The organism is Intestinibacillus sp. Marseille-P6563 (assembly GCF_900604335.1).
GTDB lineage: Bacteria > Bacillota > Clostridia > Oscillospirales > Butyricicoccaceae > Butyricicoccus_B.
In genome coordinates this window covers 882719-906434 of record NZ_UWOD01000001.1, presented here as the reverse complement: position 1 = coordinate 906434, position 23716 = coordinate 882719, and the positions used below count along the sequence as shown (strand labels likewise).

The 23716-nt window shown below is 57.2% G+C and carries 25 protein-coding genes and 1 other RNA gene; 12 read left to right on the top strand and 14 right to left on the bottom strand.

Annotated elements, in window-relative coordinates; all coding sequences use genetic code 11:
* Positions 1–92: 92 nt before the first annotated feature.
* The 5 genes from EFB11_RS04740 to EFB11_RS04720 are packed head-to-tail and all read right to left on the bottom strand — an operon-like array spanning position 93 to position 4103.
* Complete coding sequence (locus tag EFB11_RS04740; protein ID WP_122789160.1) at positions 93–1514, bottom strand: sensor histidine kinase; 1422 nt, start codon at positions 1512–1514, stop codon at positions 93–95.
* Between the two features lie 3 nt (positions 1515–1517).
* Positions 1518–2099: an ANTAR domain-containing response regulator gene (locus EFB11_RS04735; protein WP_122789159.1), complete on the bottom strand. Its 582-nt coding sequence runs from the start codon at positions 2097–2099 to the stop codon at positions 1518–1520.
* A 38-nt stretch (positions 2100–2137) separates the two neighbouring features.
* A complete protein-coding gene (locus EFB11_RS04730) occupies positions 2138–2578 on the bottom strand; it encodes a EutP/PduV family microcompartment system protein (protein WP_122789158.1) in 441 nt (146 codons plus the stop codon).
* 4 nt (positions 2579–2582) lie between these two features.
* Entirely contained in the window at positions 2583–2933 is a 351-nt protein-coding gene (gene eutS / locus EFB11_RS04725; protein WP_122789157.1) for an ethanolamine utilization microcompartment protein EutS, read from the bottom strand.
* A gap of 21 nt (positions 2934–2954) precedes the next feature.
* Positions 2955–4103: a 1-propanol dehydrogenase PduQ gene (locus EFB11_RS04720; RefSeq protein WP_164706605.1), complete on the bottom strand. Its 1149-nt coding sequence runs from the start codon at positions 4101–4103 to the stop codon at positions 2955–2957.
* 341 nt (positions 4104–4444) lie between these two features.
* On the opposite strand from EFB11_RS04720, the gene EFB11_RS04715 reads away from it, so the two are divergent.
* From EFB11_RS04715 to EFB11_RS04670, 10 genes are all read left to right on the top strand, one after another.
* Entirely contained in the window at positions 4445–5677 is a 1233-nt protein-coding gene (locus EFB11_RS04715; protein ID WP_122789156.1) for a GNAT family N-acetyltransferase, read from the top strand.
* A 131-nt stretch (positions 5678–5808) separates the two neighbouring features.
* Positions 5809–6477 carry an ABC transporter ATP-binding protein gene (locus EFB11_RS04710; protein ID WP_122789155.1) on the top strand — a complete coding sequence of 223 codons (669 nt, stop codon included), beginning with the start codon at positions 5809–5811 and terminating at the stop codon, positions 6475–6477.
* A gap of 14 nt (positions 6478–6491) precedes the next feature.
* Complete coding sequence (locus EFB11_RS04705; RefSeq protein WP_122789154.1) at positions 6492–9176, top strand: ABC transporter permease; 2685 nt, start codon at positions 6492–6494, stop codon at positions 9174–9176.
* A 94-nt stretch (positions 9177–9270) separates the two neighbouring features.
* The gene (locus EFB11_RS04700; protein ID WP_122789153.1) at positions 9271–9933 is read left to right on the top strand and encodes a response regulator transcription factor; all 663 of its coding nucleotides are present in this window, start codon (positions 9271–9273) and stop codon (positions 9931–9933) included.
* Entirely contained in the window at positions 9923–10837 is a 915-nt protein-coding gene (locus tag EFB11_RS04695; RefSeq protein WP_122789152.1) for a sensor histidine kinase, read from the top strand. The genes EFB11_RS04700 and EFB11_RS04695 overlap by 11 nt, the downstream gene beginning before the upstream one ends.
* Before the next feature lie 261 nt (positions 10838–11098).
* Positions 11099–13465: a glycogen/starch/alpha-glucan phosphorylase gene (locus EFB11_RS04690; protein WP_122789151.1), complete on the top strand. Its 2367-nt coding sequence runs from the start codon at positions 11099–11101 to the stop codon at positions 13463–13465.
* A 185-nt stretch (positions 13466–13650) separates the two neighbouring features.
* On the top strand, positions 13651–13857 hold the full coding sequence (locus EFB11_RS04685) for a hypothetical protein (RefSeq protein ID WP_122789150.1): 207 nt from the start codon (positions 13651–13653) through the stop codon (positions 13855–13857).
* 45 nt (positions 13858–13902) lie between these two features.
* Complete coding sequence (locus EFB11_RS04680; protein ID WP_122789149.1) at positions 13903–14154, top strand: hypothetical protein; 252 nt, start codon at positions 13903–13905, stop codon at positions 14152–14154.
* Between the two features lie 4 nt (positions 14155–14158).
* Positions 14159–14398, top strand: coding sequence for a phage holin (locus EFB11_RS04675; protein ID WP_122789148.1), 240 nt, complete (start codon positions 14159–14161; stop codon positions 14396–14398).
* On the top strand, positions 14388–15086 hold the full coding sequence (locus EFB11_RS04670) for a peptidoglycan recognition protein family protein (protein ID WP_164706604.1): 699 nt from the start codon (positions 14388–14390) through the stop codon (positions 15084–15086). Before EFB11_RS04675 ends, EFB11_RS04670 begins: the two co-directional genes overlap by 11 nt.
* A 38-nt stretch (positions 15087–15124) precedes the next feature.
* Here the strand turns inward: EFB11_RS04670 and rnpB are convergent.
* Positions 15125–15461: RNase P RNA component class A (gene rnpB / locus EFB11_RS04665), an RNA gene on the bottom strand.
* A gap of 202 nt (positions 15462–15663) precedes the next feature.
* On the opposite strand from rnpB, the gene murD reads away from it, so the two are divergent.
* Positions 15664–17040 carry a UDP-N-acetylmuramoyl-L-alanine--D-glutamate ligase gene (murD, locus tag EFB11_RS04660; RefSeq protein ID WP_122789146.1) on the top strand — a complete coding sequence of 459 codons (1377 nt, stop codon included), beginning with the start codon at positions 15664–15666 and terminating at the stop codon, positions 17038–17040.
* Positions 17041–17082: 42 nt separating this feature from the next.
* Here the strand turns inward: murD and EFB11_RS04655 are convergent, their stop codons facing one another.
* The 8 genes from EFB11_RS04655 to proC all read right to left on the bottom strand — a co-directional run bounded on the left by EFB11_RS04655 (position 17083) and on the right by proC (position 22542).
* Positions 17083–17388 (bottom strand): hypothetical protein, encoded by a 306-nt coding sequence (locus EFB11_RS04655; RefSeq protein WP_122789145.1) that lies wholly within the window; start codon positions 17386–17388, stop codon positions 17083–17085.
* A 75-nt stretch (positions 17389–17463) separates the two neighbouring features.
* Positions 17464–17964: a Gx transporter family protein gene (locus EFB11_RS04650; RefSeq protein ID WP_122789144.1), complete on the bottom strand. Its 501-nt coding sequence runs from the start codon at positions 17962–17964 to the stop codon at positions 17464–17466.
* 10 nt (positions 17965–17974) lie between these two features.
* Positions 17975–18358 (bottom strand): NusG domain II-containing protein, encoded by a 384-nt coding sequence (locus EFB11_RS04645; RefSeq protein ID WP_164706603.1) that lies wholly within the window; start codon positions 18356–18358, stop codon positions 17975–17977.
* On the bottom strand, positions 18342–19343 hold the full coding sequence (locus EFB11_RS04640) for an FAD:protein FMN transferase (RefSeq protein ID WP_122789142.1): 1002 nt from the start codon (positions 19341–19343) through the stop codon (positions 18342–18344). Before EFB11_RS04640 ends, EFB11_RS04645 begins: the two co-directional genes overlap by 17 nt.
* 121 nt (positions 19344–19464) lie before the next feature.
* Positions 19465–20058 carry a zinc dependent phospholipase C family protein gene (locus EFB11_RS04635; protein WP_122789141.1) on the bottom strand — a complete coding sequence of 198 codons (594 nt, stop codon included), beginning with the start codon at positions 20056–20058 and terminating at the stop codon, positions 19465–19467.
* A 218-nt stretch (positions 20059–20276) separates the two neighbouring features.
* Complete coding sequence (locus EFB11_RS04630) at positions 20277–21149, bottom strand: radical SAM protein (protein WP_122789140.1); 873 nt, start codon at positions 21147–21149, stop codon at positions 20277–20279.
* A gap of 118 nt (positions 21150–21267) precedes the next feature.
* Positions 21268–21627, bottom strand: coding sequence for a hypothetical protein (locus EFB11_RS16755; protein WP_164706602.1), 360 nt, complete (start codon positions 21625–21627; stop codon positions 21268–21270).
* 105 nt (positions 21628–21732) lie between these two features.
* Positions 21733–22542, bottom strand: coding sequence for a pyrroline-5-carboxylate reductase (proC, locus tag EFB11_RS04625; protein WP_164706601.1), 810 nt, complete (start codon positions 22540–22542; stop codon positions 21733–21735).
* 170 nt (positions 22543–22712) lie between these two features.
* On the opposite strand from proC, the gene EFB11_RS04620 reads away from it, so the two are divergent.
* Complete coding sequence (locus EFB11_RS04620) at positions 22713–23654, top strand: FUSC family protein (protein WP_164706600.1); 942 nt, start codon at positions 22713–22715, stop codon at positions 23652–23654.
* The last annotated feature ends 62 nt before the right edge of the window (positions 23655–23716 follow it).

Here is a 23716-nt window from a genome sequence, read left to right as displayed (position 1 = left end):
CCACCTCTCTTTGGAAAAAAACAAAAGCAGCCCGGGCGCAGGAATCCCCCTGCATCCGGACTGCATCGTTCGGCTTGTGTACTGGCCCGACGCTACGGCGCGCCGGTCAGGTCCATCATTTCATTTTTAAAATCAAAGGCGACACAGGTGCCTGTGCTGCCCGACTCAATGGTCAGTTTGCCGCGCAGCTTGTCTTTGACCAGCGACTGCACAATGCTCAGTCCCAGCCGGTCGTTGTCGGCTGCGCCGACCATGAAGCCGCACCCATCGTCGATGACCTGAATGCGGGAATAGAGTTCCCCTTGCGTCACGATGATGCGAATCGACCCCTTTTTGCGGTCGGTAAACGCATATTTGAGCGAGTTTTGCAACAGTTCGTTGATGACAAGGGCAATCGAGGTGGCAATTTCCGAATCGACCTTGAAATTATCGCCCTCGAGCGAGATATTCAGGTCGAAATACTGGGGCGCAAAATAGCGCACCGCGTTGTTTTTGATGTTGACGATGACTTCGCCGATCATGACCTGGTCGATGCCGCACTGGGCGAGCAATTCGTGGGTGGCCGCGATCGACAAAATACGGTTCATGCTCTCGCACAGGACCTGTTTGGTGGACGCATTGTCGGTCCGCCGGATCTGCAAACGCAGCAGGCTGGCGATGGTCTGCAAATTATTCTTCACTCGGTGGTGCATCTCTTTGATGGCCACCGATTTTAAAATGAGCTGTTTGGCTTGTTCGCGCTGGAAGGTGATGTCGCGCAGGATGACCGCAAAAGCGATGTCGCCTGCCTGGATTTGGATGCGCTTGATGGCTAGGGAATACTGTCCCACCATCACTTCGACCGCTGTATAGCCGTCGTCCGGGTCCATATCCTGCGACTGGTCGACCAGCCGGAAGTTTTCATATTTTTGCCCTAACACATCCTCGACATAGCCGAGTTTGGTGTAAAGCTCCTTGGCCAGCGAGTTTCGGAAGGTGACGATGCCCTCATCGCTGACAATGAGAAGCGCTTCGTCGATGCACTCGGGCAGCCAACTGGTTTCATCGGATAGATGGGTAATCATGTTGGCCATGTATTGAAAACTTTCCTCAGATAGGTGCAATTTTTCGCGCACGGCGCGTTGCTCGTCCCGCTTTTCGCGGATGAGCACCCCAATGACCCGGTTGCCGTTTTTGATCGGTTCGACCGACTGGATGACGTGGGTGCTTTCCTGGGTGACGGCCTTCATCTGCTTGGTGGCTACGCCCAGCATAAAGGTGCGGGCGACCGCCGGTTCGTTTTCCGGCTTGGCCAGCAGGCCAACGACCGTCTTTTTGTAGGAAGAAGGCACGCCGTCGGGTTTGGCTTCGGCGACCACGATGGCATCGCCGTCCGGGGTGGGGCAGTCGACAAAGATGTCGGCATCTTCCAGATTGGCCAGCGGCTGCAAAACCACGGCCATGCCCTGGATGATGGCGATCTCTTCATCGGTCAGGTTGGTGTATTGTTTACATAATGCTGCGATCTGGTCCATGGGTCAACCTCTCGCCTGCAAAATGATCTCAGCCACGCGGCGCATGGACATGTTTTTGGTCTGGCTCAGCTTGCGGATAAAGGCATAGGCCTCTTCCTCGCACAGGCCGTTGCGGGACATGATTTGTCCCTTGGCCTTTTCGATGATGCTGCGGCTTTCCAGACGCTCTTCCACTTTGGCGATGTTTTTTTGCAGCTTGCGAATCTCGTTGCTGCGTGCCACCGCCAGTTCAATGCTGGGAATGATGGATTTTTCGTCGATCGGCTTGACCAGATAACCGCTCACGCCGATCTCTTTGGCGGTATCGATGAATTCCCGCTCGCTGTATGCGGTGAGCAGTACGATGGCTGCACCGAATTGTTCTTCGTTCATGATGCGCGCCGCCGACAGGCCGTCGAGCAGCGGCATTTTGATATCCATAAGCACCAGGTCGGGCCTCAGGCCCTTGCAGATTTCAATGGCATCAAAGCCGTCGGTAGCTTCACCGATGACCTGGTAGCCCTTTTCTTCGAGTAATTCCTTTAAATCCATGCGCGTGATCGGTTCGTCATCGGCGATCACCACGCGTAGGGAAGCGGTTGCCATGATGTCATCTCCTAATTTGGAGGCGGGTACGCCCGGTGTCAGTTGCCTTCGAGCAGCGCGGTCAGGGGTTCAAAACCGGTGCCCTGAACGCTGCTGGTAATGAAGATTTGGCGTGCCCCTGCAATTTCCAAGTACTTCTTTGCACGGTCGATCTGGTCCGGAGAGGCCAGGTCGCTTTTGGTCACCACCCCGATGGCCGGCTTGGCGAAGATGCTGGTGTAGGCGGGCGGGAACATGGTCCCGTTTTCGGTTGCGTCCTGCACCAGAACGATGAGGTCCGCATCCGCTGCCGACACTTGGAGCGCTCCGCGCATATGGCGGCGTTCTAAGTATTCGCCCGGGGTGTCGATCATGGTATGGTTGACGATCTGCACGGTCTGCGTTTTGTGGTAGCGCAGCGCCTCATGGTTGAGGAACTGACACAGGGTGGTTTTCCCTGCGGCCGACCGGCCGATCAGAATGATTCGTTTTTTATCCATAGCGTTAAGTTTTCGTAATCGGTGCCGCGGCAAAGCCCATTTTGTCGCACAGGACAGCCATGACGTCGTGCAGGGACGCTTCCACGGCTGCCACATCGCCGGTGATGACCAGCGAACCGTTGAACCGGTCGACAAATCCGATGGAAACATCAGCCGCCTTGCTGGCGACATCGGCGGCGATCATGGCCGCTTCGCTGGGCGTGATGGTGAAAATACCGATCGCGCCTTCGGCGTCCAGCAGGCCCAGTTTGGCATAGAGCTGTTCGACCGGGCTGGCGATGACGTGCGCCAGAGTGACCTGTTTGCCGGGCACAAATTCCTGTATGATGCGGGCCTTTTCGTCGAGTTCAATCATTGCCATCCCTCCGTTTCCGAGTTATTGCAGGCTTCTGCGGCTGTTTTTGGCGTAGGCCTGCCGGTACAGGGACACAATGTCCTCCCGCGAGCAGGGGATGGGCGTGGTCGCCATGCAGCGGTCTGCCAGCGCCGCATCGGCCAGGGTATCCAGCATGGCGTCAAAGTCCGCGGCACTGATGCCGGCGTCCTTGATGCTCAGCGGCATTTTCATCTGGGTTTCCAACCGGCGCACCATGTGGATGAGGTTGAGCGCGCTCTGGCGGGTGCTGCTGGCCCCCATACCGATCAGGGCGGCCAGTTCGGCATAACGTCCCGCGGTCGGGGTGAGCGTGGTTTCACAGCCGGCGTTGAAGCTCATAACATAGGGCAGCAGGATGGCGTTCGCTCGTCCGTGGGCGATGTGCGCCTGCGCGCCCAATGCGTGCGCCATGCTGTGGCACAGGCCGAGTCCGGCGTTGGAAAACGCGGCGCCAGCCAGGCAGGAGGCGTTGTGCATCGCCTGCCGTGCTTCCAGGTTGTCCGGTTCACGGTAGGCGGTGAGCAGATACTTGTCCACCAGCTTGACCGCTTTTTCGGCCAGCGCGTCGGTAAAGGTGTTGGCTTCGGTGCAGACATAGGCTTCGATGGCGTGGGTGAGCACGTCGATGCCGGTGTCGGCGGTCACGCCGGGCGGCACGCTGCGTGTGAGCTCTGCGTCCAACACCGCGTAATCGGGGAGCAGGCTGTCTGCAATGAGTGGGTATTTGATGCCGCGCGCGCGGTCGGTGATGACCGCGAATTTGCTCACTTCGCTGCCCGTACCGCTCGTGGTCGGGATGGCGATAAAGGGGCAATCGCGCAGGTCGAACTGCTGTGCGGCGAAATAGACGATGGCCTTGGCTGCATCGATCGGGGAACCGCCGCCCAGTGCGATCACTGCATCGGGCTTAAAGTCCAGAATGTGGGACACGCCCGCAGTGACCAAGTCGATGTCCGGGTCCGGAGTCACGTCGGAAAAGATCCGGTATTCGGCCCCCGGGGTCGTGATTTGGTCGGTCAGGTAGGACACCCGGCCGCTTTCGTGCATGAATTTGTCGGTCACGATAAAGATGCGCTTCATCTGCCTGAGCATCTGGCCCAGGGCATCGCCGCCGATCAGGATTTTTGTGTGGAGATCAAACCGATCCAAAATGCATCCCTCCCTCAAAAATGACCTTGGCCGAGGCTCAAAGAAACGCAAAAGCGCCTTGAACCTCGCTATTGCAGGAATCAAGACGCTACATCGCACCTATCCAAATACGATATGTTCCGGCTGCCCACTACGTCGCAGATTGCCGAACCACTGCATTCATCATACTCCATTTATTCCCTAGCGTCAAGGGGGAATTTACATTTTTTTCGGCGTTTTTTTACAAGTATCCAGCGGGTGGCCCTTGACTTTTTCGGTAAAACTGCCATAATGAATCATAAGCTGGTGCGCGGACAGGCTGTTCCAGCCGGCCTGTCCATCTTCAGCAAAGGAGTGAAAAAATGGATATCAGATTCGTTCTTCCCGAAGAAGTCCGGCAACTGCAGCGGAACGTGCTGACCGCGTTCCCTTCCAAAACACCGGTCTCCCTTCTTCAGAACATGGAAAGCGAGCTGTATCAACCGGACGAGGGACGATACCTCGGCTGTTTCGACGACAATGGAACACTCATCGGGTCCATCCTCATGATGGATTTCACCCTCAATGTCAGAGGCGTGATGATGCCTATGGGCGCCGCCGCCTATGTTTCCACCAACTTTCTGCACAAAAAAGAACACATTGCCCGCAACATGCTGCGGGTGCTGATGGGGTATTACACCAAGCTGGGCACCACGGTGGGCTGCCTGCATCCATTCAACCCGGCGTTTTACCGCAAGATGGGCTATGGACACTGCATGGAAGCCTATTTCTACATGCCCAAAGCGTCGGAAATCCGGTCTTTTGGCCACAAGGAAGGCCTGTGCTATGCTGAAGAGGGCGACCGCGAGGAAGTGCTCGCCTATTATCGGGCGTATGCACAGCGCACCAACGGCGCGACCCTCCATCCCTACATGGACCCGCACCGCATTTTCGACATGCCCTATGTCGTGCTGTGCCGCCGGCAGGGCCGCATCACCGGCTACCTGACGTTTGAATTCGTCGAGGTCGATCACTACACCGACATGTACCACGATTTGTGCGTGCGGGAGATGATCTACGACGATTTGGATACCTTGCAGCAGTTTTTGACGTTTTTCGCCTCCCAGGTCGACCAGATCGACCGGGTGCGCATCTATTCGCCCGACCCGTATCTACACACCATGTTCCGCAACCCGGACAGCGGGGAAAACCGTGCGCATGACGGCTGCATCCACGAGATTGGCCGCCGCACGATGGGGAACATGATCCGCTTGTTCGATGTGGCCGGTTATTTTGCCGTGCAGACGCATGCCTGCGCGCCGGTGTCCCGGCCGTTTACGCTGGCGCTGGCACTGACCGACAGCTTTCTGGACCAAAACAACCGCACCTTCTGGCTGCGCATCGAAGGGGAAAGCGTCCAGCTGATGCCCGAAGGCACGGCTGACGTGACCTTGTGGGCGGATATTTCGGACTTTTCTTCCCTGGTCATTGGGGCCATTCCGCTGGCCGATTTTGTGCGCCTGGGGCGCATCCGTTTGAGCGACCCGGCGTATCTAAGAGACATCCAGCGGGCCATCGGCTGGGATGTCAAACCCTGCAACTACACGTATTTTTAGAACGAACCCCGCTGCCCGAAAAAGGCAGCGGGGATTTTTTTGCCTCCCTGCGGCAAAAAACATTTCGCCGGAAAGAATTGCGTAAGAATTGCCTGGTATGCTAAACTCAGAAACCAAGGGGAGGCGACAACATGCAGATTTTACAAACCGAAGACCTGCGAAAATATTATGGGGCGGGCGATACCGAAGTGCGCGCGCTTGATGGTGTGACGCTCTCGGTGGAAGAAGGTGAATTTGTTTCCATCGTGGGTACGTCCGGCTCGGGCAAGTCGACGCTTTTGCACATGCTGGGTGGTCTGGACCGCCCGACGAGCGGCAAGGTGTTTGTGGATGGCAACGACATTTTTGCGCTCAAAGAGGACGAACTGACCATCTTCCGGCGGCGGAAGATCGGCTTTGTGTTTCAGGCGTACAATCTGGTCCCCGTGCTGAGCGTGTACGAAAACATCGTGCTGCCCATCGAATTAGACGGCAATCCGATCGATCAGACCTATGTGCAGCAGATCGTGCAGACGCTCGGGCTGGAAAGCAAGTTGGACAATCTGCCCAGCCAGCTTTCGGGCGGCCAGCAGCAGCGCGTGGCCATTGCCCGCGCGCTTGCCACCAAACCGGCCATCGTGCTGGCCGACGAGCCGACCGGCAATCTGGACAGCGCGACCAGTCAGGACGTTTTGTCCCTGCTGCGAGTGACCGGCGAAAAATTCGGCCAGACCATTGTGATGATTACCCACAACGAGGAGATCGCCCAGCTGGCCAGCCGCATCGTCCGCATTGAAGACGGCCGCATCGTCAGCCGGTAAGGGGGTGCGCCGGAATGCTCAAGGTCGCAAACAAAAAATGTATCCGGCGGCTGTCCGACCGCAGCCTGAAAGCGGCAAAGACCCGCAACATCATTGCAGTCATCGCCATCGCGCTGACGACCGTGCTGTTTACCTCGTTGTTCACCATCGGGGCGTCGATCAACCATTCCTTTCAGCAACAGAACTTCCGTCAGGCGGGCGGGGATATGCATGCCACCTTTAAGAATCTGACCGAAGAACAGGTGCTCGAACTCCAGGACGACCCGTTGATCAAGGAATCGGGCGCGCGTCTGTTCGTTGGCATGACAGGCGACGAGCCGCCCTTTAACAAAAGCCATGTGGAGATCAGCTACATGGGCGAAAGCATGGCCAAACATTATTTCATCGAACCGACGGAAGGCCGCCTGCCCCGCGAAGGCACGGACGAGGCCGCGACCGACACCCGCGTACTTGCCCTGCTCGGGGTTGAACCCAAGGTGGGCGCTAAGTTTGCCATCCCGGTCGGCATCGACGACAATACGCAGGATGCGCAATATGTTGAGCGCACCTTCACCCTTTCCGGCTGGTGGGAGTATGACAGCGCGATCGTAGCGTCCAATGCGCTCCTGCCCCGTTCGGCGGCCGAGGACCTGTGCGCGCTGTCCACGGGCGCGCCCCAAAGTCAGACCGGAAAATGGCATCTGGATGTGATGTTCGACAGCGCCTTCGGCATCCGCGAAAAGGCCGAGCAGGTGCTGGCAAATCACGGCTACCAATGCGACGACCCGACGGGGGATGCCTACATCGCCATTGGCGTCAACTGGGGGTATACCGCCGCGCAGATTGATTCCACCATTGACCCGATGAGTGTCTTTGCAATCGTTGCCATGCTGCTGCTCATCATGTTCACCGGCTACCTCATCATCTATAATGTGTTCCAGATCTCGGTGACGAGCGACATCCGGTTTTATGGCCTTTTAAAGACCATCGGCACGACAGGCAAGCAGATTCGTCGCATGATTCGGCGGCAAGCCTATATTTTGTCGATCTTCGGCATCCCGCTCGGGTGGGTCGTCGGCTTTTTGGTCGGCGTGCGGCTCACACCGGTCATCATGGAGCGCACGTCTTACACCGACACGTTTGTTTCGTTCAACCCGCTGATTTTTGTTGGGGCGGCCCTCTTTTCGCTCATCACCGTGCGGATTTCCTGCCGCAAGCCCGGCAAAATGGCGGCCAGGGTCTCGCCGGTGGAAGCGGTGCGGTATACTGATGCGAACGTTTCTAAAAAGCGGGCGCGCCACACCGGCAAGCGGGGCGGGGCCAGCCTGCCGCGTATGGCCTGGGCCAACCTTGGCCGCAGCCGCGGCAAGACCAATGTGACCGTGCTGTCGCTTGCGCTGGCGGTGGTGCTGCTGCAAATGACCTACACGTTTGCCACTGGCTTTGATATGGACAAATATCTGGCCGACAAATCGGCGGTGGATTTTGTTGTCGGCGACGCGTCCTATTTCCAGACCGGCGCGGGCTTTTCCTCGACCGACGAAGCCGTGCCCGACAACATCATCGAGGAGATCAATGCCCAGGGCGGCATCACCGATTCCGGCCGCATCTATGGGCAGGTGACTAACGTGCAGGAATTCGTTACCGAGGACTGGTACCGTCAAAACTGGGGCCAATGGAACACCGAAGAAACACTCGACCAGATGGTCGCAGACCGGGAGCGGGATGCGACCGGTCTGCTGGCCGACCGGGTCAGTCTGTACGGCATGGAGGATTTTCCGCTGTCCAGATTGACCGTGCTGGAGGGTGATCTGTCTGCCTTGACCGACCCGAACGCCAACGCGGTCGCAGCCGTTTACACCACCGACGATTACGGCGAACCGGAGAAGCAATCCCATTGGGCCAAGGTGGGCGACACCGTGCACCTGCGCTATGTCGAAGAATTGGAATACTACTACCAGGACACAGGCGAGATCATCCCGGCAGACGAGGTGGACGCGGCCTTTGCCGGCGAGCGGGCCATCGGCTCACGCGCCAAGACCTATCGCGATAAGGAATACACGGTGGCAGCGGCTGTCGTGATTCCCAGTTCGCTCGACTACCGCTACTATGGCGTCGACCAGTTTGTCCTGGGCGCCCAGCAGTTCATGCAGGACACCGGCACCAACTCGGTCATGACCTATGTGTTTGACACCGAGGACACGGCAACCGATGCCATGGAAGCCTTTCTGGCCGACTACACGGAGCATGTGCAGCCGCTGTTTGATTACGAGAGCAAGGCGACCTATCAGGCCGAGTTTGAGGGCTTCCGCTCCATGTTCCTGACCCTGGGCGGCGCGCTGAGCGCCATCATCGGGCTCATCGGCGTGCTCAACTTCCTAAACGCCGTGCTCACCGGCATCCTCACCCGCAAACACGAATTCGCCGTCTTGCAAGCCATCGGCATGACCGGGCGGCAGCTCAAACGCATGCTCATGCTCGAAGGGCTGTATTACGCGCTGCTCGCGCTCGGCCTGAGTTTGCTGCTCAGCGTGGTGTTTGGACCGCCCATCGGGAACGGCTGCAATCAGATTTTCTGGTTCTTCTCGTACCGGTTCACCATTTTGCCGATCGTGCTGGTGCTGCCCCTCTTTGTGGCCCTGGGCTTGCTCATCCCGCTGGCGCTGTACCGCTCCATGGCCGGGGAGAGCATCGTCGAGCGCATTCGCACGACCGATTGATTGCCGGAACAAAGTATGGTATCCTCAACCTAACGACCCGAGGGCTGCCCCAAACCGGGCAGCCCTTTTTTCAGATGGAAAGAAGGGAAAGTGAATGCCGCATTTCTTGCTTGTCGAGGACGATCTGCCGCTGGCGCGGGGCGTGGCGCTCGCGCTGGCGGGCGAGGGTCGGGAAGTGACCGTGTGCGCTTCGGCGCAGCAGGCCCGCAAGGCGCTGGAAAAGCCGGTCGATCTGGTGATTTTGGACGTCGGCCTGCCCGATGGGAATGGGCTGGAGCTGTGTCGGGAAATCCGGCTGTTCAGCCGTGCGCCAGTCATTTTTTTGACCGCCAACGACACCGAGGCCGACGAAGTCGCCGGGTTCCGTGCCGGCGGGGACGATTATATCGTCAAGCCCTTCCGGGTGGGAGTGCTGCGCGCTCGGGTGGACGCCATGCTGCGCCGCGCGGGCGGGGAGGAGGTGCTGGTCCTCGATGGGTTCCGGCTGGATTTTGCCCACGCCGCTTTTTCCAAAGACGGGCAGCCGATCACCCTGTCGGCTCCTGAGCAGCGGCTGCTGCGCGCGCTGGTGTGCGAGCGCGGACGCACGGTCCGGCGGGAAACGCTCATTGACCGCGTCTGGACCGATGGCATGGAATATGTGGACGAAAATGCCCTGTCGGTCACCGTGCGCCGCCTGCGCAAAAAGCTGGGCGAGGGGTATATTCATACGGTCTACGGCGTAGGATACCGGTGGGGTGACCGCGATGGAGGCTAAAATCTATCTGGCCGCCGCCGGGTTGGTGCTGCTGCTTGGGCTGGCGCTCTGGGGACGTGGTCTGTATGTGTTGCGGCGGCTGGAAATCATGGTGCGCCGCGCGGCCGACGGAACCTGGCGGGAAAGCACCTGGGATGAGAGCCGTCTGTCCAAGCTGGAAGCCGCTCTGGCGCGGGTGCTCACGACGGGCGCGCTGTCCCGCCGCAGACTGGACGAGGAACAGAACAAGATCAAGCGGCTGGTGTCTGACATCTCCCACCAGACCAAGACCCCGCTGGCCAACATCCTGCTGTATACCGAGTTATTGGGCGAAAAACCGCTGACCGACGACTGCCGGGAACTGACGCAGGAGATCGGGCGGCAGGGGGAAAAGCTGCGCTTTCTGGTCGACGCGCTGGTCAAGACCTCCCGGCTGGAAAGCGGCATCGTACAGGTTATCCCCAAGATGGGCCCGGTGCGCCCGATGCTGGACGAACTAGCGGCTGCTTGGCGTCCGGCGGCGCAGGCCAAGGGGCTGGAGCTGACCTTGCAGGCCGGGCCGGATTTTGACGCCTGCTTTGACCCCAAATGGACGGCCGAGGCCATCGGCAATCTGCTCGACAACGCGGTCAAATACACCGGGTCGGGCGGGAGCATTTCGATCACCGCCCAGCCGTTTTCGCTGTTTTGCCGCATCACGGTGACCGATACCGGCGTGGGGCTGAGTGAAAACGAGCGGGCGCAGGTGTTTGAGCGGTTTTACCGCGCCCCGGCAGCGGCCGGGGGGCAGGGCGTCGGACTGGGGCTGTATCTGGCGCGGCAGATCGTGTCCATGCAGGGCGGCTATCTGCGCATTCAGAGCCAGCCGGGCAAAGGCACGGCGGTATCGGTGTTTTTGCCGCGCGGCCCGGTCAGCAAGAATTGAAGAAAACCGAAATTTGTATTTTGTGTAAAACGACCTAAATATTAGACAAAAAATTGTGAAAATGTCAATTGCAAATTCGAGAAACTAGACAAAGTGATATAAAAATAGTGGGATAGCTTGAAAAAAAGAGCAAGGATATGATATTCTATACACAGAACAACCTTTGCGGCAGGGTTTTCCCTCTCCGCCGCTGCCGTGCCGCACACGGCTGCAAGAGCGACTACCCATGGGGGTTATTTTTGTAAAGAGAGAAGGATTTGCATGAAGAAACAAGCGATTATGGAAGCCATCCAGTTCCAACTCAAGAGTGATTACCATACCACGCCCGACCATGCCAAGCCGGAACAGCTGCACATGGCACTGTCCAAGGCCATTATGGCCGAGATTGCGGACCGCTGGCAGGAAAGCGCCGCCAAGCACCAGAATCAGCGCCACGCTTATTACTTTTCGGCCGAGTTCCTGATGGGCCGTATGATCTACAACAACCTGCTTTGCTTGGGTGTGACCAAGGAAGTTGGCGAACTGCTCGAAGAAAGCGGCACTTCGCTGGAAGCTTTTGAAGAAGTCGAAGACTGCGCACTCGGCAACGGCGGCCTGGGCCGTCTGGCTGCCTGCTTCCTCGATTCGGCGGCAACACTCGACCTGCCGCTCGATGGTTATGGCATCCGCTACAAATATGGCCTGTTCAAGCAGAAGATTCAGGGCGGTTTCCAGCTGGAAGAAGCCGACGACTGGACCCGCTTTGGCGACCCGTGGGGCCTGCGCCGCGAAGATGAAAAGGTCATCGTGCATTTTGCCGACCAGACCATCGTGGCAGTTCCGTACGATATGCCCATCATCGGCTACAACACCGACAACATCGGCACCCTGCGCCTGTGGCAGGCAGAAGCTGAAAAGCCGTTTGATTTCAACCTTTTCAATGAGCAGCAGTACGACAAGTCGGTATCTGCCGCCAACCGCGCGGAGGATATTTCGCGTGTACTGTATCCGAACGACTCGACTGACGCCGGCAAGATCCTGCGTCTGAAGCAGCAGTATTTCTTCTGCTCGGCATCGCTGCAGGACATCATCCGCAAGTATAAGAAGACCTATGGCAACGATTTCTCGCATTTTGCTGAGATGAACGCCATCCAGCTGAACGATACCCATCCGGTTATCTCAATTCCGGAGCTTATCCGTCTGCTGACCGACGGCGAAAACCTGCCGTTTGAACAGGCGCTCGATATCTGTAAGAAGGTATTCGCTTACACCAACCACACCATTCTGGCCGAAGCTCTCGAAAAGTGGAGCCAGCACCTGATGATCGCGACCATCCCGCGTGTATATGACATCATCGTCAAGGTCGATGAGGCACTGGGCCGTGAACTGGCCAGCAAGGGCGTACCGGGGGATAAGGCGCAGACCATGCGCATTATTCAGCACGAGACCGTGCATATGGCGTATATGGCAATCTTTGCGTCCAGCTATGTCAATGGCGTGGCACGCCTGCATACCGAAATCCTCAAAAATGATGCACTCAAGGACTGGTATGCCGTTTACCCCGAGCGTTTCCAGAACAAGACCAACGGCATCACCCAGCGCCGCTGGCTGGCTCTGTGCAACCCGGAACTGAGCGACCTGCTGACCGAACTGCTCGGCAACGAATCGTGGAAGACCGATTTGAGCCAGCTCAAGAAGCTGGAGAAGTTCGTTTCCGATGACGCGATTATGGAGCGCGTTGCCCAGATCAAGATGGATAACCACAAGCGGTTGGCCGATTATATCTGGAAGAAGGACCGCATCCACATTGACCCCAACACCTGCTTTGACATCCAGATCAAGCGCCTGCATGAGTACAAGCGCCAGTTCCTCAACATTCTGGCCATTCTGGAGATCTACTACGAGATCAAGGAAGGCAGCCTGACCGACTTTACGCCCACGACCTTCATCTTTGGTGCAAAGTCCGCGCCTGGCTACAAGCGCGCGAAGGGCATCATCAAGCTCATCAACGAAGTGGCCCGCGTGATCGACAGCGATCCGGCCGTGCGTGACCTGCTCAAGGTTGTCTTTGTTTCCAACTACAATGTATCGTACGCTGAAAAGCTGGTAGCAGCTGCTGATATTTCCGAGCAGATCTCGACTGCGGGTAAGGAAGCTTCCGGTACCGGCAATATGAAGCTGATGGCCAACGGTGCCGTCACGATGGGCACTTACGACGGCGCAAACATCGAAATTTTCGAAGAAGCTGGCGAGGAGAACAACTATCGCTTTGGCGCAACTGTGGATGAAATTCGCGACGTGGCCGAGCGTTACAACCCCAACTGGACCTATCACCACGACCGCCGCGTAAAGCGCATTCTGGATGCGCTCATCGACGGCACCCTGCACGACGGTGGTTCGGGCATCTTCCGCGAACTGCATGACTCGATTGTGTATGGTTCGGCTTGGCACCGTCCCGACCAGTATTTCCTGCTGCTCGATCTGGACCGCTATCTGGAAGCACGCAAGCGCGCCAGTCAGGATTATAAGGACCGTTTGGGCTTTGCGCGTAAGTGCTGGATGAATATTTGCAATTCGGGCAAATTCTCGTCCGACCGTACCATTGCGGAATATGCGAAGGATATTTGGCACATCGAAAAAGTAAAGTAAGATGAAAACTGATAAGAAGGCAGACACAAAAGTGTCTGCTTTCTTTTTTGCGGATTTTAAATATTTTTTTGGCGATGAATCTTTTGGGGGCAATTTTCGCGCGTGTGCGGCAAAGTATGACGGGCTGTTTATCCGCCGCAGCCTGAAAATCAGATAGGCCGCAAGGCCGGAAAGGAAGAAAAGATATGAATATCTACATCCAGAACCACGAGGAAATCAAAGCCATCTGTGCCGGAAAGAACGACGAAAAGCGCAAATATGACGTGAATGTCGGGCTGGACATCTTTGACAAGCGTCATAACATCAAGTACGACGGTAAGGCGCGTGCCGAGTACAAGCAGTTCTGCGGACTGCCGCTGAGCGTTCGCGACAAGGACCTGCTGGGCCTGTAAGGGGAAAGGGGGTGACGGGGCGGGCTTTCCCGCCCCATCGAATCCATGCAAACCGAAATTATTGTATCCCTTATCACCGGCGGGCTGGCGCTGATCGGCGTGATTCTGTCCAACCGGGCGGCCGGAAACCGTACCGATGAGGCGATTCGTACCGCGCAGGCGGTCACGGATGCGAAGCTGGAGGCTTTGACCCGCGAGGTGCGCGAACACAACAACTTCGCCCGGCGGATGCCGGTAGTCGAGGAACAAATCAAAGTCATCAACCATCGAATCAAGGATTTGGAACAGGAGGAGTGAGGGCATGAACATTACCAAAGGAACGCTGGCGCGGACGATCATCCTGGCGCTGGCGCTCATCAACCAGATTTTGAGCGTGTGCGGTGTGGCTGTGCTGCCAATCGAGGACGGGCAGATCGAAACACTGGTATCTACGGCTTGGACGGTCGCGGCCGCAGTCGCCGCCTGGTGGAAGAACAATAGCTTTACTTCGGCAGCCATCGCCGCCGATCAGGCGCGCAAGGAGGGGCAGTTTGGAGGTTAACAGCAAAGCCTGCAACTCTGGGAATTACGGTGGGACGCTGAAAAATGTTCAGTACATCGTCGTGCACTGGACCAGCAACCAGGGCGACACGGCGAAGAACAACGCTGACTATTTTGCGCGGGAAGTGGTGAAAGCCAGCGCCCATTACTTCGTGGATGAAAACGAGGTTTGGAACAGCGTGCCGCCCGACCGGCAAGCCTGGCATGTGGGCGCAAAAAGCTATGTGCATCCGTATTGCCGGAACTCGAACAGCATCGGCGTGGAGATGTGCCTGACCGGCAAGGGCTATGTGCTGCGCCGCGGCACGATCGAGCGCGCGGTGAAGCTGGTGCGCGAGCTGATGGCGCGGTATGACGTGCCGATTCAAAATGTCGTGCGGCATTACGACGTAACCGGCAAGGACTGTCCGGCGCCGTTCGTCGAGCAGCCCAGCTTATGGGACGATTTCAAGGCGGCGCTGGCCGCAGAACAGGAGGAAGAAATGAAAGTTTATAAGTATGTGCCCGAGATGCCCGCCTGGGCGCAGGACACCTTTACCCGGCTGGTGCAGGCCGGATACATCGCCAAGGATGAAAAGGGCGAGATCGAGGTGAAGGAGAGCAGCTTGCAGCCGCTTGTCTATATGGACCGGCTGCTCGGCGGGAAAATCGAAAAGCTGCCGGAGATGATGCAGAAGCTAGAGAAATAAAAAAAACCGTCCCCAAAGGGACGGTTTGTCACACAAGAGGAGTGAGCAATCCTATAAGCCGGGTTCTGTATTTGGCAATCATCTATCTGGGACGCACGTCGCCGCACGCCTCAAGCCGTCGGTCGGGACGGACGGGCCGTCCATTGCCCCGGTTGACGTTGCTGCGGATAGAGTTTACAGACCCCCCATGTTACCATGGGGCGTGGTGAGCTCTTACCTCGCCTTTCCACCCTTACCGGGAAATCCCCGGCGGTATATCTCTGTTGCACTATTCCTAGGGTCGCCCCCGGCAGACGTTATCTGCTATCCTTGCCCTGCGCAGCCCGGACTTTCCTCATGCCGGTCAAGCCGGCACGCGATTGCCTGGATTACTCACGGATGCTATTATAACAACTTTTGCGCGCTCCGTCAAACCGTTTTCATAAGGTTTTGCAGAGAATCGAAAATTTGAGGACGGTTTCAGGGCAGGAAAACAGGAAAGGTCGAACTTTTTCGCCGAACAACACGACTCGTCTTGCTATTTTGCCGCAAAACGTGTAAAATATATGAGATATGAAATGGACAGGAGGCTGTTAGGATGACAGCATTACAAAAATATTTGGAAAGCATCCGCGGCAAGCGGATCGCGGTCATCGGAGCGGGCGTGAGCAATACGCCGCTCATCGCGCTGCTGCGGAAAGCTGGACTGCCGGTCACGGTGCACGACAAAAAGGATGCGGCGGCACTCGGCGACCGTTACACCGAACTGGCGGCGCTCGGTGTATCCTTCGTTTTGGGGGACGACTACTTGGACATCCTGTCCGAAGATATTGTGTTCCGCACGCCGGGGCTGCATCCGCTGCATCCGGCACTGGCCGAAGTGCGCGCGCGCGGCGGCATCGTGACCAGCGAAATGGAACTGTTTTTTGCCGTATGCCCCTGTCCGATTTTGGGTGTGACCGGATCGGATGGCAAGACGACGACCACCACGCTGGTATATGAATTTTTAAAGCGTGCCGGTCATACCTGTCATTTGGGCGGTAACATCGGAAAGCCGCTGCTGCCCGAAGTCGAAAGCATGCAGCCGGATGATTTGGCGGTGGTCGAACTGTCCAGCTTCCAGCTCATGGGCATGCAGTTTAGTCCGGCGGTGGCGGCAATCACCAACCTGACCCCGAATCACTTGGACTATCACAAGGATTTTGATGAGTATGTGCAGGCAAAGACCGCGATTTATGCCCATCAGAAGCCGGGCGGACGGCTGGTCATCAATCTGGATGACCCGGTGACGCAGACCCTGACCCTCAACCCCGACAGCGAAATTTGGGGCTGCTCCAAAACGCAGGTGCCGGAAAATGGCGTCTATTTGCAGGATGGCATCATTTATATTGTGCAGGGCGGTGTGTCGCGGCCGCTGATGCATGCCGATCATATTCGCATCCCGGGCGAACACAATGTCTCTAATGTGATGATGGCTGCCGCCATTGTACAGGGTTATTGTGCGGACGAGGATATCGTACACGTGGCGCAGACCTTTGGCGGCGTGGAACACCGCATTGAATTTGTTCGCGAACTGGATGGCGTGCGGTATTACAACGATTCGATCGCGTCCAGCCCCACGCGTACCATCGCCGGGCTGCGCTCCTTCCCGCAGAAGATTATTCTGATTGCAGGCGGATATGACAAGCACATCCCGTACGATGTTCTCGGAGAGCCGATCTGTACCCATGTGTCCAAACTCATCCTGACCGGCGCGACAGCGCCCAAGATTCGTGCTTGCGTGGAGCAGGCTGACTGTGCCGAAAAACCCGAAATGCAGGATGCCGCCGATCTGGCCGAAGCGGTGCAGTTGGCCCATGCGGCTGCACAGCCGGGCGATGTGGTGATGATGAGTCCGGCCAGCGCATCGTTTGATTGCTTTAAAAACTTTATGGAGCGAGGCGACCGGTTCAAACAACTGGTGCATGCCCTATAAGAAAACGCGCCCTCTGCGAAAGTAGTCGCAGGGGCGCGTTTTTTAGCGTGCCGTGTTGTTGTCTGTGGTGGCGTTGGTGCCGTCTGTCGTGGTGCCGCTGGTGTTCTTGTCGGTGGTCGTGTTATTGGTGTCCCGGTTGGGGTCCATATCGTCGACCATGTCATCGACTGCGTTTTTACTGCGGTCGAGCAGGTTTTCATCGGCTGGATCGGTCATATTGGCCGAGCTATCTTCGATGATGCCGCCATTGGCACCATCCGGCTGATCGGCACTATTGCTATTTGTGCAGCCAGCCAGCAGTCCAAAGCAGAGCAGCAGGGCCAGCGAAAGCGATAAGAAACGTTTCATATCCGAAAATACCTCCTTTGATTTGAGGATAGTATGAAACGCAAACAAACGCTTTATGCAAAATTTGCAGAATTTTTAAAAGCGGATTTTTTTCCAGTGATTCAAAACAGCCGAAGCAGTCAGGCCGGTCACCCATCCCATGGGAATAGAACTGACCAGCAGCAAGGGCAGATAAGCTGCCACATTGAGCGTGCCTAAAGTCAGGATGGCCGCGCCAATTTGGCCGATGTTGTGCGTCGCGGCACCGCCGATGGATACCCCGACCAGCGAAAACCAGCGATCTTCCCGCAAAAGAAGCAGGCGCATGACCAGCAGCGCCAGCAGGCCGCCAAACAGCGAAAACAGAAAGCCGGTGATGCTGCCCATAAAGATGGATGCCAGCGTCACGCGGCATAGAAGAATAGTCAGGGCGGCCTGGGTGCCCAGCAGGGTGAGGGCAAACAGGGTCACAACATTGGCAAGGCCCAATTTGATGCCCGGGATGGGCACGACCGCTTGCAGGGGAAACATCTTTTCTACCAGAGAAAGCACCAATGCAACCGCGACCAGCAGCCCGCCTTGTGCGATTTTTTTCATAGCAACCCCCTTACCGGACAACGGCGTCCACTTCTTCCTGGGCACCGACCAGCCGCACGACTACCCGATTGGGCAGGCATACCGCGATTTGACCGGCGCGGGTCAGCTTGCCCGTGCGTACGCAGACCTGATCCGGACAGTCGGAGGACGCAAAATAAACGCAATCGCTATCGATCTGGATGACATTGGTCACCGAATCCCCCTCGATGGTGATGGTTTCCTGATACCCCGCGCCCAGACGCACCCGGCGGATGACTTCGTCATCCTGGGTGATCTCGCAGGTCAGGCTTTGCGAGGGCGCCAAGGCAAAGGGCACAAACACCAGCACGGCCAATACCAGCACGACGGCGACGATGACCAGGTCGCCTTTTTTGATGTTATGAAGCCAGCTCATAATCCACCCCGTCGGCCAGTGTGATTTGCAGCCCTCCTGTGACATAGATCTTGTGGTCCTGGGTCACAAAGACCGCTTGGACATCGTGTTCTTCGCAGAAGGCCAAGCCCTTGTCCAGCCCCATGACAAACAGGGCGGTCGTATAGGCGTCCGCACGGGTGGATTCCTTGTCCACGACGGTCACTGCCCGCAGACCGGTCTGGGCCGGATAGCCGGTGGAGGGGTCAAAGATATGATGGTAGCGCACGCCGTTCTGCTCGAAATACCGTTCATAATCGCCCGAGGTGACGATGGAAGCATCCTGAATGTGCAGGGTGGCGATATAATTGGCGCTGTCGTCCGGGTCGGCCAGGCCGACCGTCCACAGGCCGTCCTTGCTCGATGGGTTCTCGCCATAGGCGCCGATGTTGCCGCCAAGCTGCGCCAGCAGTGGCTCGTCCTCGCGCAGGGATGCAACCACATCGGTGGCATAGCCCTTGCCGATGCCGCCCAAATCGACCTGGGCGCCATTTAAAAGCCGCGCCTGGTTGTTATCCAGCAGTTCGATGTTTTGATACCCTACATGGGTGAGCGCTTGGGCAATGGCCGCTTCGTCCGGGACCGCGGCAGCATCGGTGCCGATGCCCCACAGGTCGGACAGGGGAGCGGTCGTGGGGTCAAAGGCGCCGCCCGTCTGCTCGGCATACTCGACCGCGCGGCTCAGCGCCGCGTAAGTATCCGGGTCCAAGGTGACGATTTCGCCGTTTGCCGCGTTGAGCTCAGCCAGCGAGCTGGCCTCCACCTGCCGCGAAAGCGCATTGCTCAGCCGGTTGATCTCCTGCTCGGCCTCGGAAACGACGGCATGGGCATCGTCCTGGTTGTCGCCCCAGGCGGTCAGGGTCATAAAGGTGTCCATGGCGAAAAAATCGGTCGAATCGGAAACCGGTCCGCCGCAGCCGGACAGCAAAAGGAAAAGCGCACACAGCGCGCCGCAAAGCTTTTTCATACAACAACTCCCTGGGATATTTGAAACGGCCGCAGCCGTTATCTTTCCCTATTATAATACGGACCCGGACGGCACGCAAACAAAAAAACCATCCGCAGGGCGGATGGCTTGTAGCAAGGTTTTAAATGGCCACCAGTTCGGCTTCCGGCACATAGCTGATGTTGATGACCGAAAGCACCAGCATGGCGCAAATCTGGCAGATGTAGGCCAAGTCGTTGTCGATGCCGTGACGCACGGTCTGGGTCTTGTAGCGCTCGTGCAGATGTTCGATGCGGTTTAAAAGCGCGTCCAGCGTAAAGGGCGGCATGGCCGGGGCAGCCCAGCGGACAAAGTCCTTTTGGGTCAGGCGGCGGCGGATGCCCAGCGCGATGCGCTTTTCGTAAATGTAGTGCGCCAGCAAATTGCGGTCGTAGATGTCGTCGTTGTGCGGGTAGCAGAAGAAATCGGTCAGGTAATGACAGATTTCGCCCAAGTCGATGGACAAATCGCGGCCATTGTGCTGTTCAATCGTGTAAGTATCCAAAAAGCGGCGGATCTTTTCCATGACCTCGTCAAACATGATCGAAGGATAGTGACGCTTGGTCAGGTAAGTGCCGGTCAGGTCGGGTTTAAGATTGCCATAACGAAAGGCGTTTTCATCAAAAGTAACGCCGCAGGTATCTTTTACATAAGCAAGAAGCAGGTTAGCAACGCGGGTATGGGATACAGAATCCATGAACGAAACTCCTCCATCTGGACAAACGGGTTAAGAAACCTTAACGGAAACGAACTGCAATCATTGTAACACACCCGCCAGGCATTTGCCAGTGACTTTACAGAAAATATACGATTGGCCGGGAAAACTGTGATTGTCCACAAACAAAGACCGCCGAAAGCATCCCCAAACGGAAAAAACGCTGGGGAAAACAAACGGCGGTCTGGAAAAAACTTCTTTTAACGGGCACGAAAAGCTTCGCTGCGGAATTTGACCTTGCCTTCCAACGCCTGACGCAGGCGGTCACACATAGCGTCGCGGTCGCGGTTGAGCGTACCAGCCAAGTTAACATAGTTGGAAGCATGGTTTGCGCGGAAAATACTGCCTTCCGAATCGATGTTCTCAAGCAGAATGAGAGTTTCATGCGCAATTTCGATGGGATTCATCAGATAGAACCGGCCTTCCTCCCAATCACGCATCAGGGGGGTGGGCAGCTCAAAGAGCAGCGTCAGCAGGCCGATGTATTCGGGCTTCATGCGCGAGAGCGCTTTTGCGGTCTGTACGGCATGCTCCTCGGACAGTTCGGTCGAGCCAAGGCCTGCGATGCAGGTGACCGACAGCTTCATGCCCGCTTCCTTGATCATCAGACCCGCGCGTACGATCTCGTCCGCGGTTTCGCCCTTGTTGACACGGCGGAGGACCTCGTCCGAGCCCGATTCCAGGCCCAGATAGATCATTTCCAGTCCCAGCTCATGCAGCAGATTGAGTTCTTCCTGCTTCTTGACCAGCACCGATGCCGGGGAACCGTAGGACGTTACCCGTTCGCACTCGGGGAACAGCTTGCGGATGTAGCGTAGCACCTCGGCCATGTGCTCGGTGCGGCACATCAGCGCATCGCCGTCGGCCAGGAAGATGCGGTCGACCCGGCGGTAAGCGGCGCGGGCTGCATCAAAGTCGGCTTTGATCTCATCCAGCTTGCGCACGCGGAACTGCTTTTCCTTATACATGTCGCAGAATGTGCATTTGTTGTGGCTGCATCCGATGGTGACCTGCACGATCAGGCTGTATGCTTCGGACGGCGGCCGGAAAACGCGGCCTTCGTAATGAATCATAGTATAGAATCCTTCCTTTTGTGAGAAATAAGAAAAAGCGCCCGGGCAGCCGCAACCGGTCTGTCACAAAAGCACTTTTTCCGGGAATATGGCCCGCGCAGGGCGCGGACATTTGGTTTTAAGCTTCGGGCTTTTCTTCCGGCTCGGCTTCGACTTCTTCGTCCGCGCCGTCATCGGTAACGTCCTCGATGGGTTCGTCGTCCTCTTCGTCCATCTCGTCGTCGAAGGTGGTCTGCACCGCTTCCGGCTGGACCGCGGTAGCACATTCTTCGGCGCACGAGCAGTCGGCGCAGTTTTCGCTGTCGCACTCAGCCATCAGGTCATCCAGTTCGTTCATGGCCTTGAGTTCGGCTTCGTGGTAGACTTCTTCGCGTTTCTTCTTTTTCAGCAGCGCGACGGTGGTAGCGCCTACGCCAGCAGCCAGACCGGCCAGCACGATGCCCAGGCCGAGTTTACTTTTTTTTCCGTCTTTTTTCATCCGATATCACCTCGTTATAGGGATGCTTTCATAGGATAATTTAACTTTAGCATAGTCCAGACGATTTGTCAATGAAACTGGAAATCGTCTCCATTAGGATATGCATTACTGGCCCAGTTCATACGCCCGGCGGATACACTGGCGATTGGCTTCGTCCAGCATGTCGTCCAGGCCGCGCTCACGCAGCACCTTCATGGCTTCCAGCGTGGTGCCGCCGGGAGAGCAGACCGCCTGCACCAGTTCGGCGGGCGTCTGGTCGCCGCGCAGCATCATTTTGGCCGAACCGATGAGCGTTTGGCAGAACAGCTTGAGCGCGTCCTCGCGGTCGATGCCGACTTGCTCGGCCGAGCGCACCATGGCATCGGCAAAGGCATAGATATACGCCGGCGCCGACCCGGCAAAGGGAATCACATCGTTGAGCTTTTCTTCGGCGTCAAACACTACCGTGACGCCCAGAGTATCGAACAGGGCGCGTACACGCGCCAGTTGTTCGTCGGTAGCAGCGGCGTTTTTGACCAATTCGGTCGCGCCTTCGCCCAGCATGAGCGGGGTGTTGGGCATGATGCGGATGACCGGACAGTCGGCGCCCAGCGCGGCCTGCATCTTGGCAAAGGTCACGCCCGCAGCGACCGACAGCACGAGCGGGCGGCAGTTGGCCGCCACTGGTGCCAGCTGGCCGAGCACTTCGTCAAAGTTCTGGGGCTTTACCGCCAAAAGAACGGTATCGCACGCCGTATAGAGGGAAATATAATCTTCGGTGACTGCAAATCCTTCGGCCGCGCGCGCGGCGCGCTTTTCCGGGGAACGGTTAAAGAGAAGGATGGACGAAGCCGGAGTGCCGGCGGCAACCATGCCGCGTGCGATGGCCATGCCCATATTGCCTGCGCCAATGACGCCCAGCTGATATTGCTTCATGAAGAAAGACCTCGCTTTCTGCCGCCCTTGCGGCGGCCGGATATTTCTGCCTTTCATTATACCGGTCGGGCACAGGTTTGGCAACCATGTGAAATTTATGTGATTTGGATTGACTATCGACAAAGGTGTGGTAAAATGTTCATATTCGTTTTTGTTGGGGAGGTGATGGCTTGTATCGGACCAAAATCCATTTAGGGCTGCGCACGGTCAAAACCGCGCTGGCCGTTACCTTGGCGCTGACCGCGGCTGAACTGGTGCATTCGACCATGCCCATCTTTTCGGCCATTGGCGCCATCAGCGCCATGAGCCGCACGCTGGGCGATGCGCTCACCGCCTGCCTGACCCAGCTGGCCGGCTGTGTGTGCGGCTGCTTGATCGGTTTGCTGTTTTTGCTGGTGTTCCCCAATATGGAGCCCGCGCTCATTGGACTGGGCATCGTGCTGGTGATTTTGCTGGGCATTCGGCTCAAGATCCATTTTGCCATCCCTCTGTCGTGTATCGTATTTGTCTGCATCTGCCTGAACACCACGGGCGGCCCTTTGTTTTATGCGGCCAGCCGGTTTTTGGATACTTCGCTGGGGCTGGTGATCGCACTGGCGGTCAATATGCTCATCAAGCCGTACAACAACCGGGCGCAGATCGTCAAAATGATTACCCATTTTGTGCAAACTTTTCCCGATTACCTGCACGAGCGGGTGCTGCTCGGCCATTATCCCGATTTGCAGCCGCTGCAACGCAGCTTGAAGCGGCTGGAGGATGAAATTCAGCTTTACGAACGCCAGACCTTCCCGCACAAGCACATGCGCCATGAGATCGGCATCTATCTGCGCGGCTGTCAGCAGCTGGCTGAGCGCATGTTCGATGAACTCCATGCCCTGTGCCGGATGGATACCACGGGCGCACCCGATGAGGAAGCCGTACGCCGGCTGGAAAAGTTGGGCATTTCCGACCCGGACACCATACAGGCGCCGCCGGGGGAACGCCGGGAGGAGGACATCGTGCTCGCGTATCATTTAAAGAATCTACTCGATGCGTACGATTTTCTGTGCGAGATGAACGAGGCGTCCAACGCCGATATTATGGAGGACACAAACAGCATGCCCGGGCGGTGATCTGCCTGGGCTTTTGCACAGGTGGACGGGCGTTGCCGTGCACCGCGGCAAAACAGTTGTTA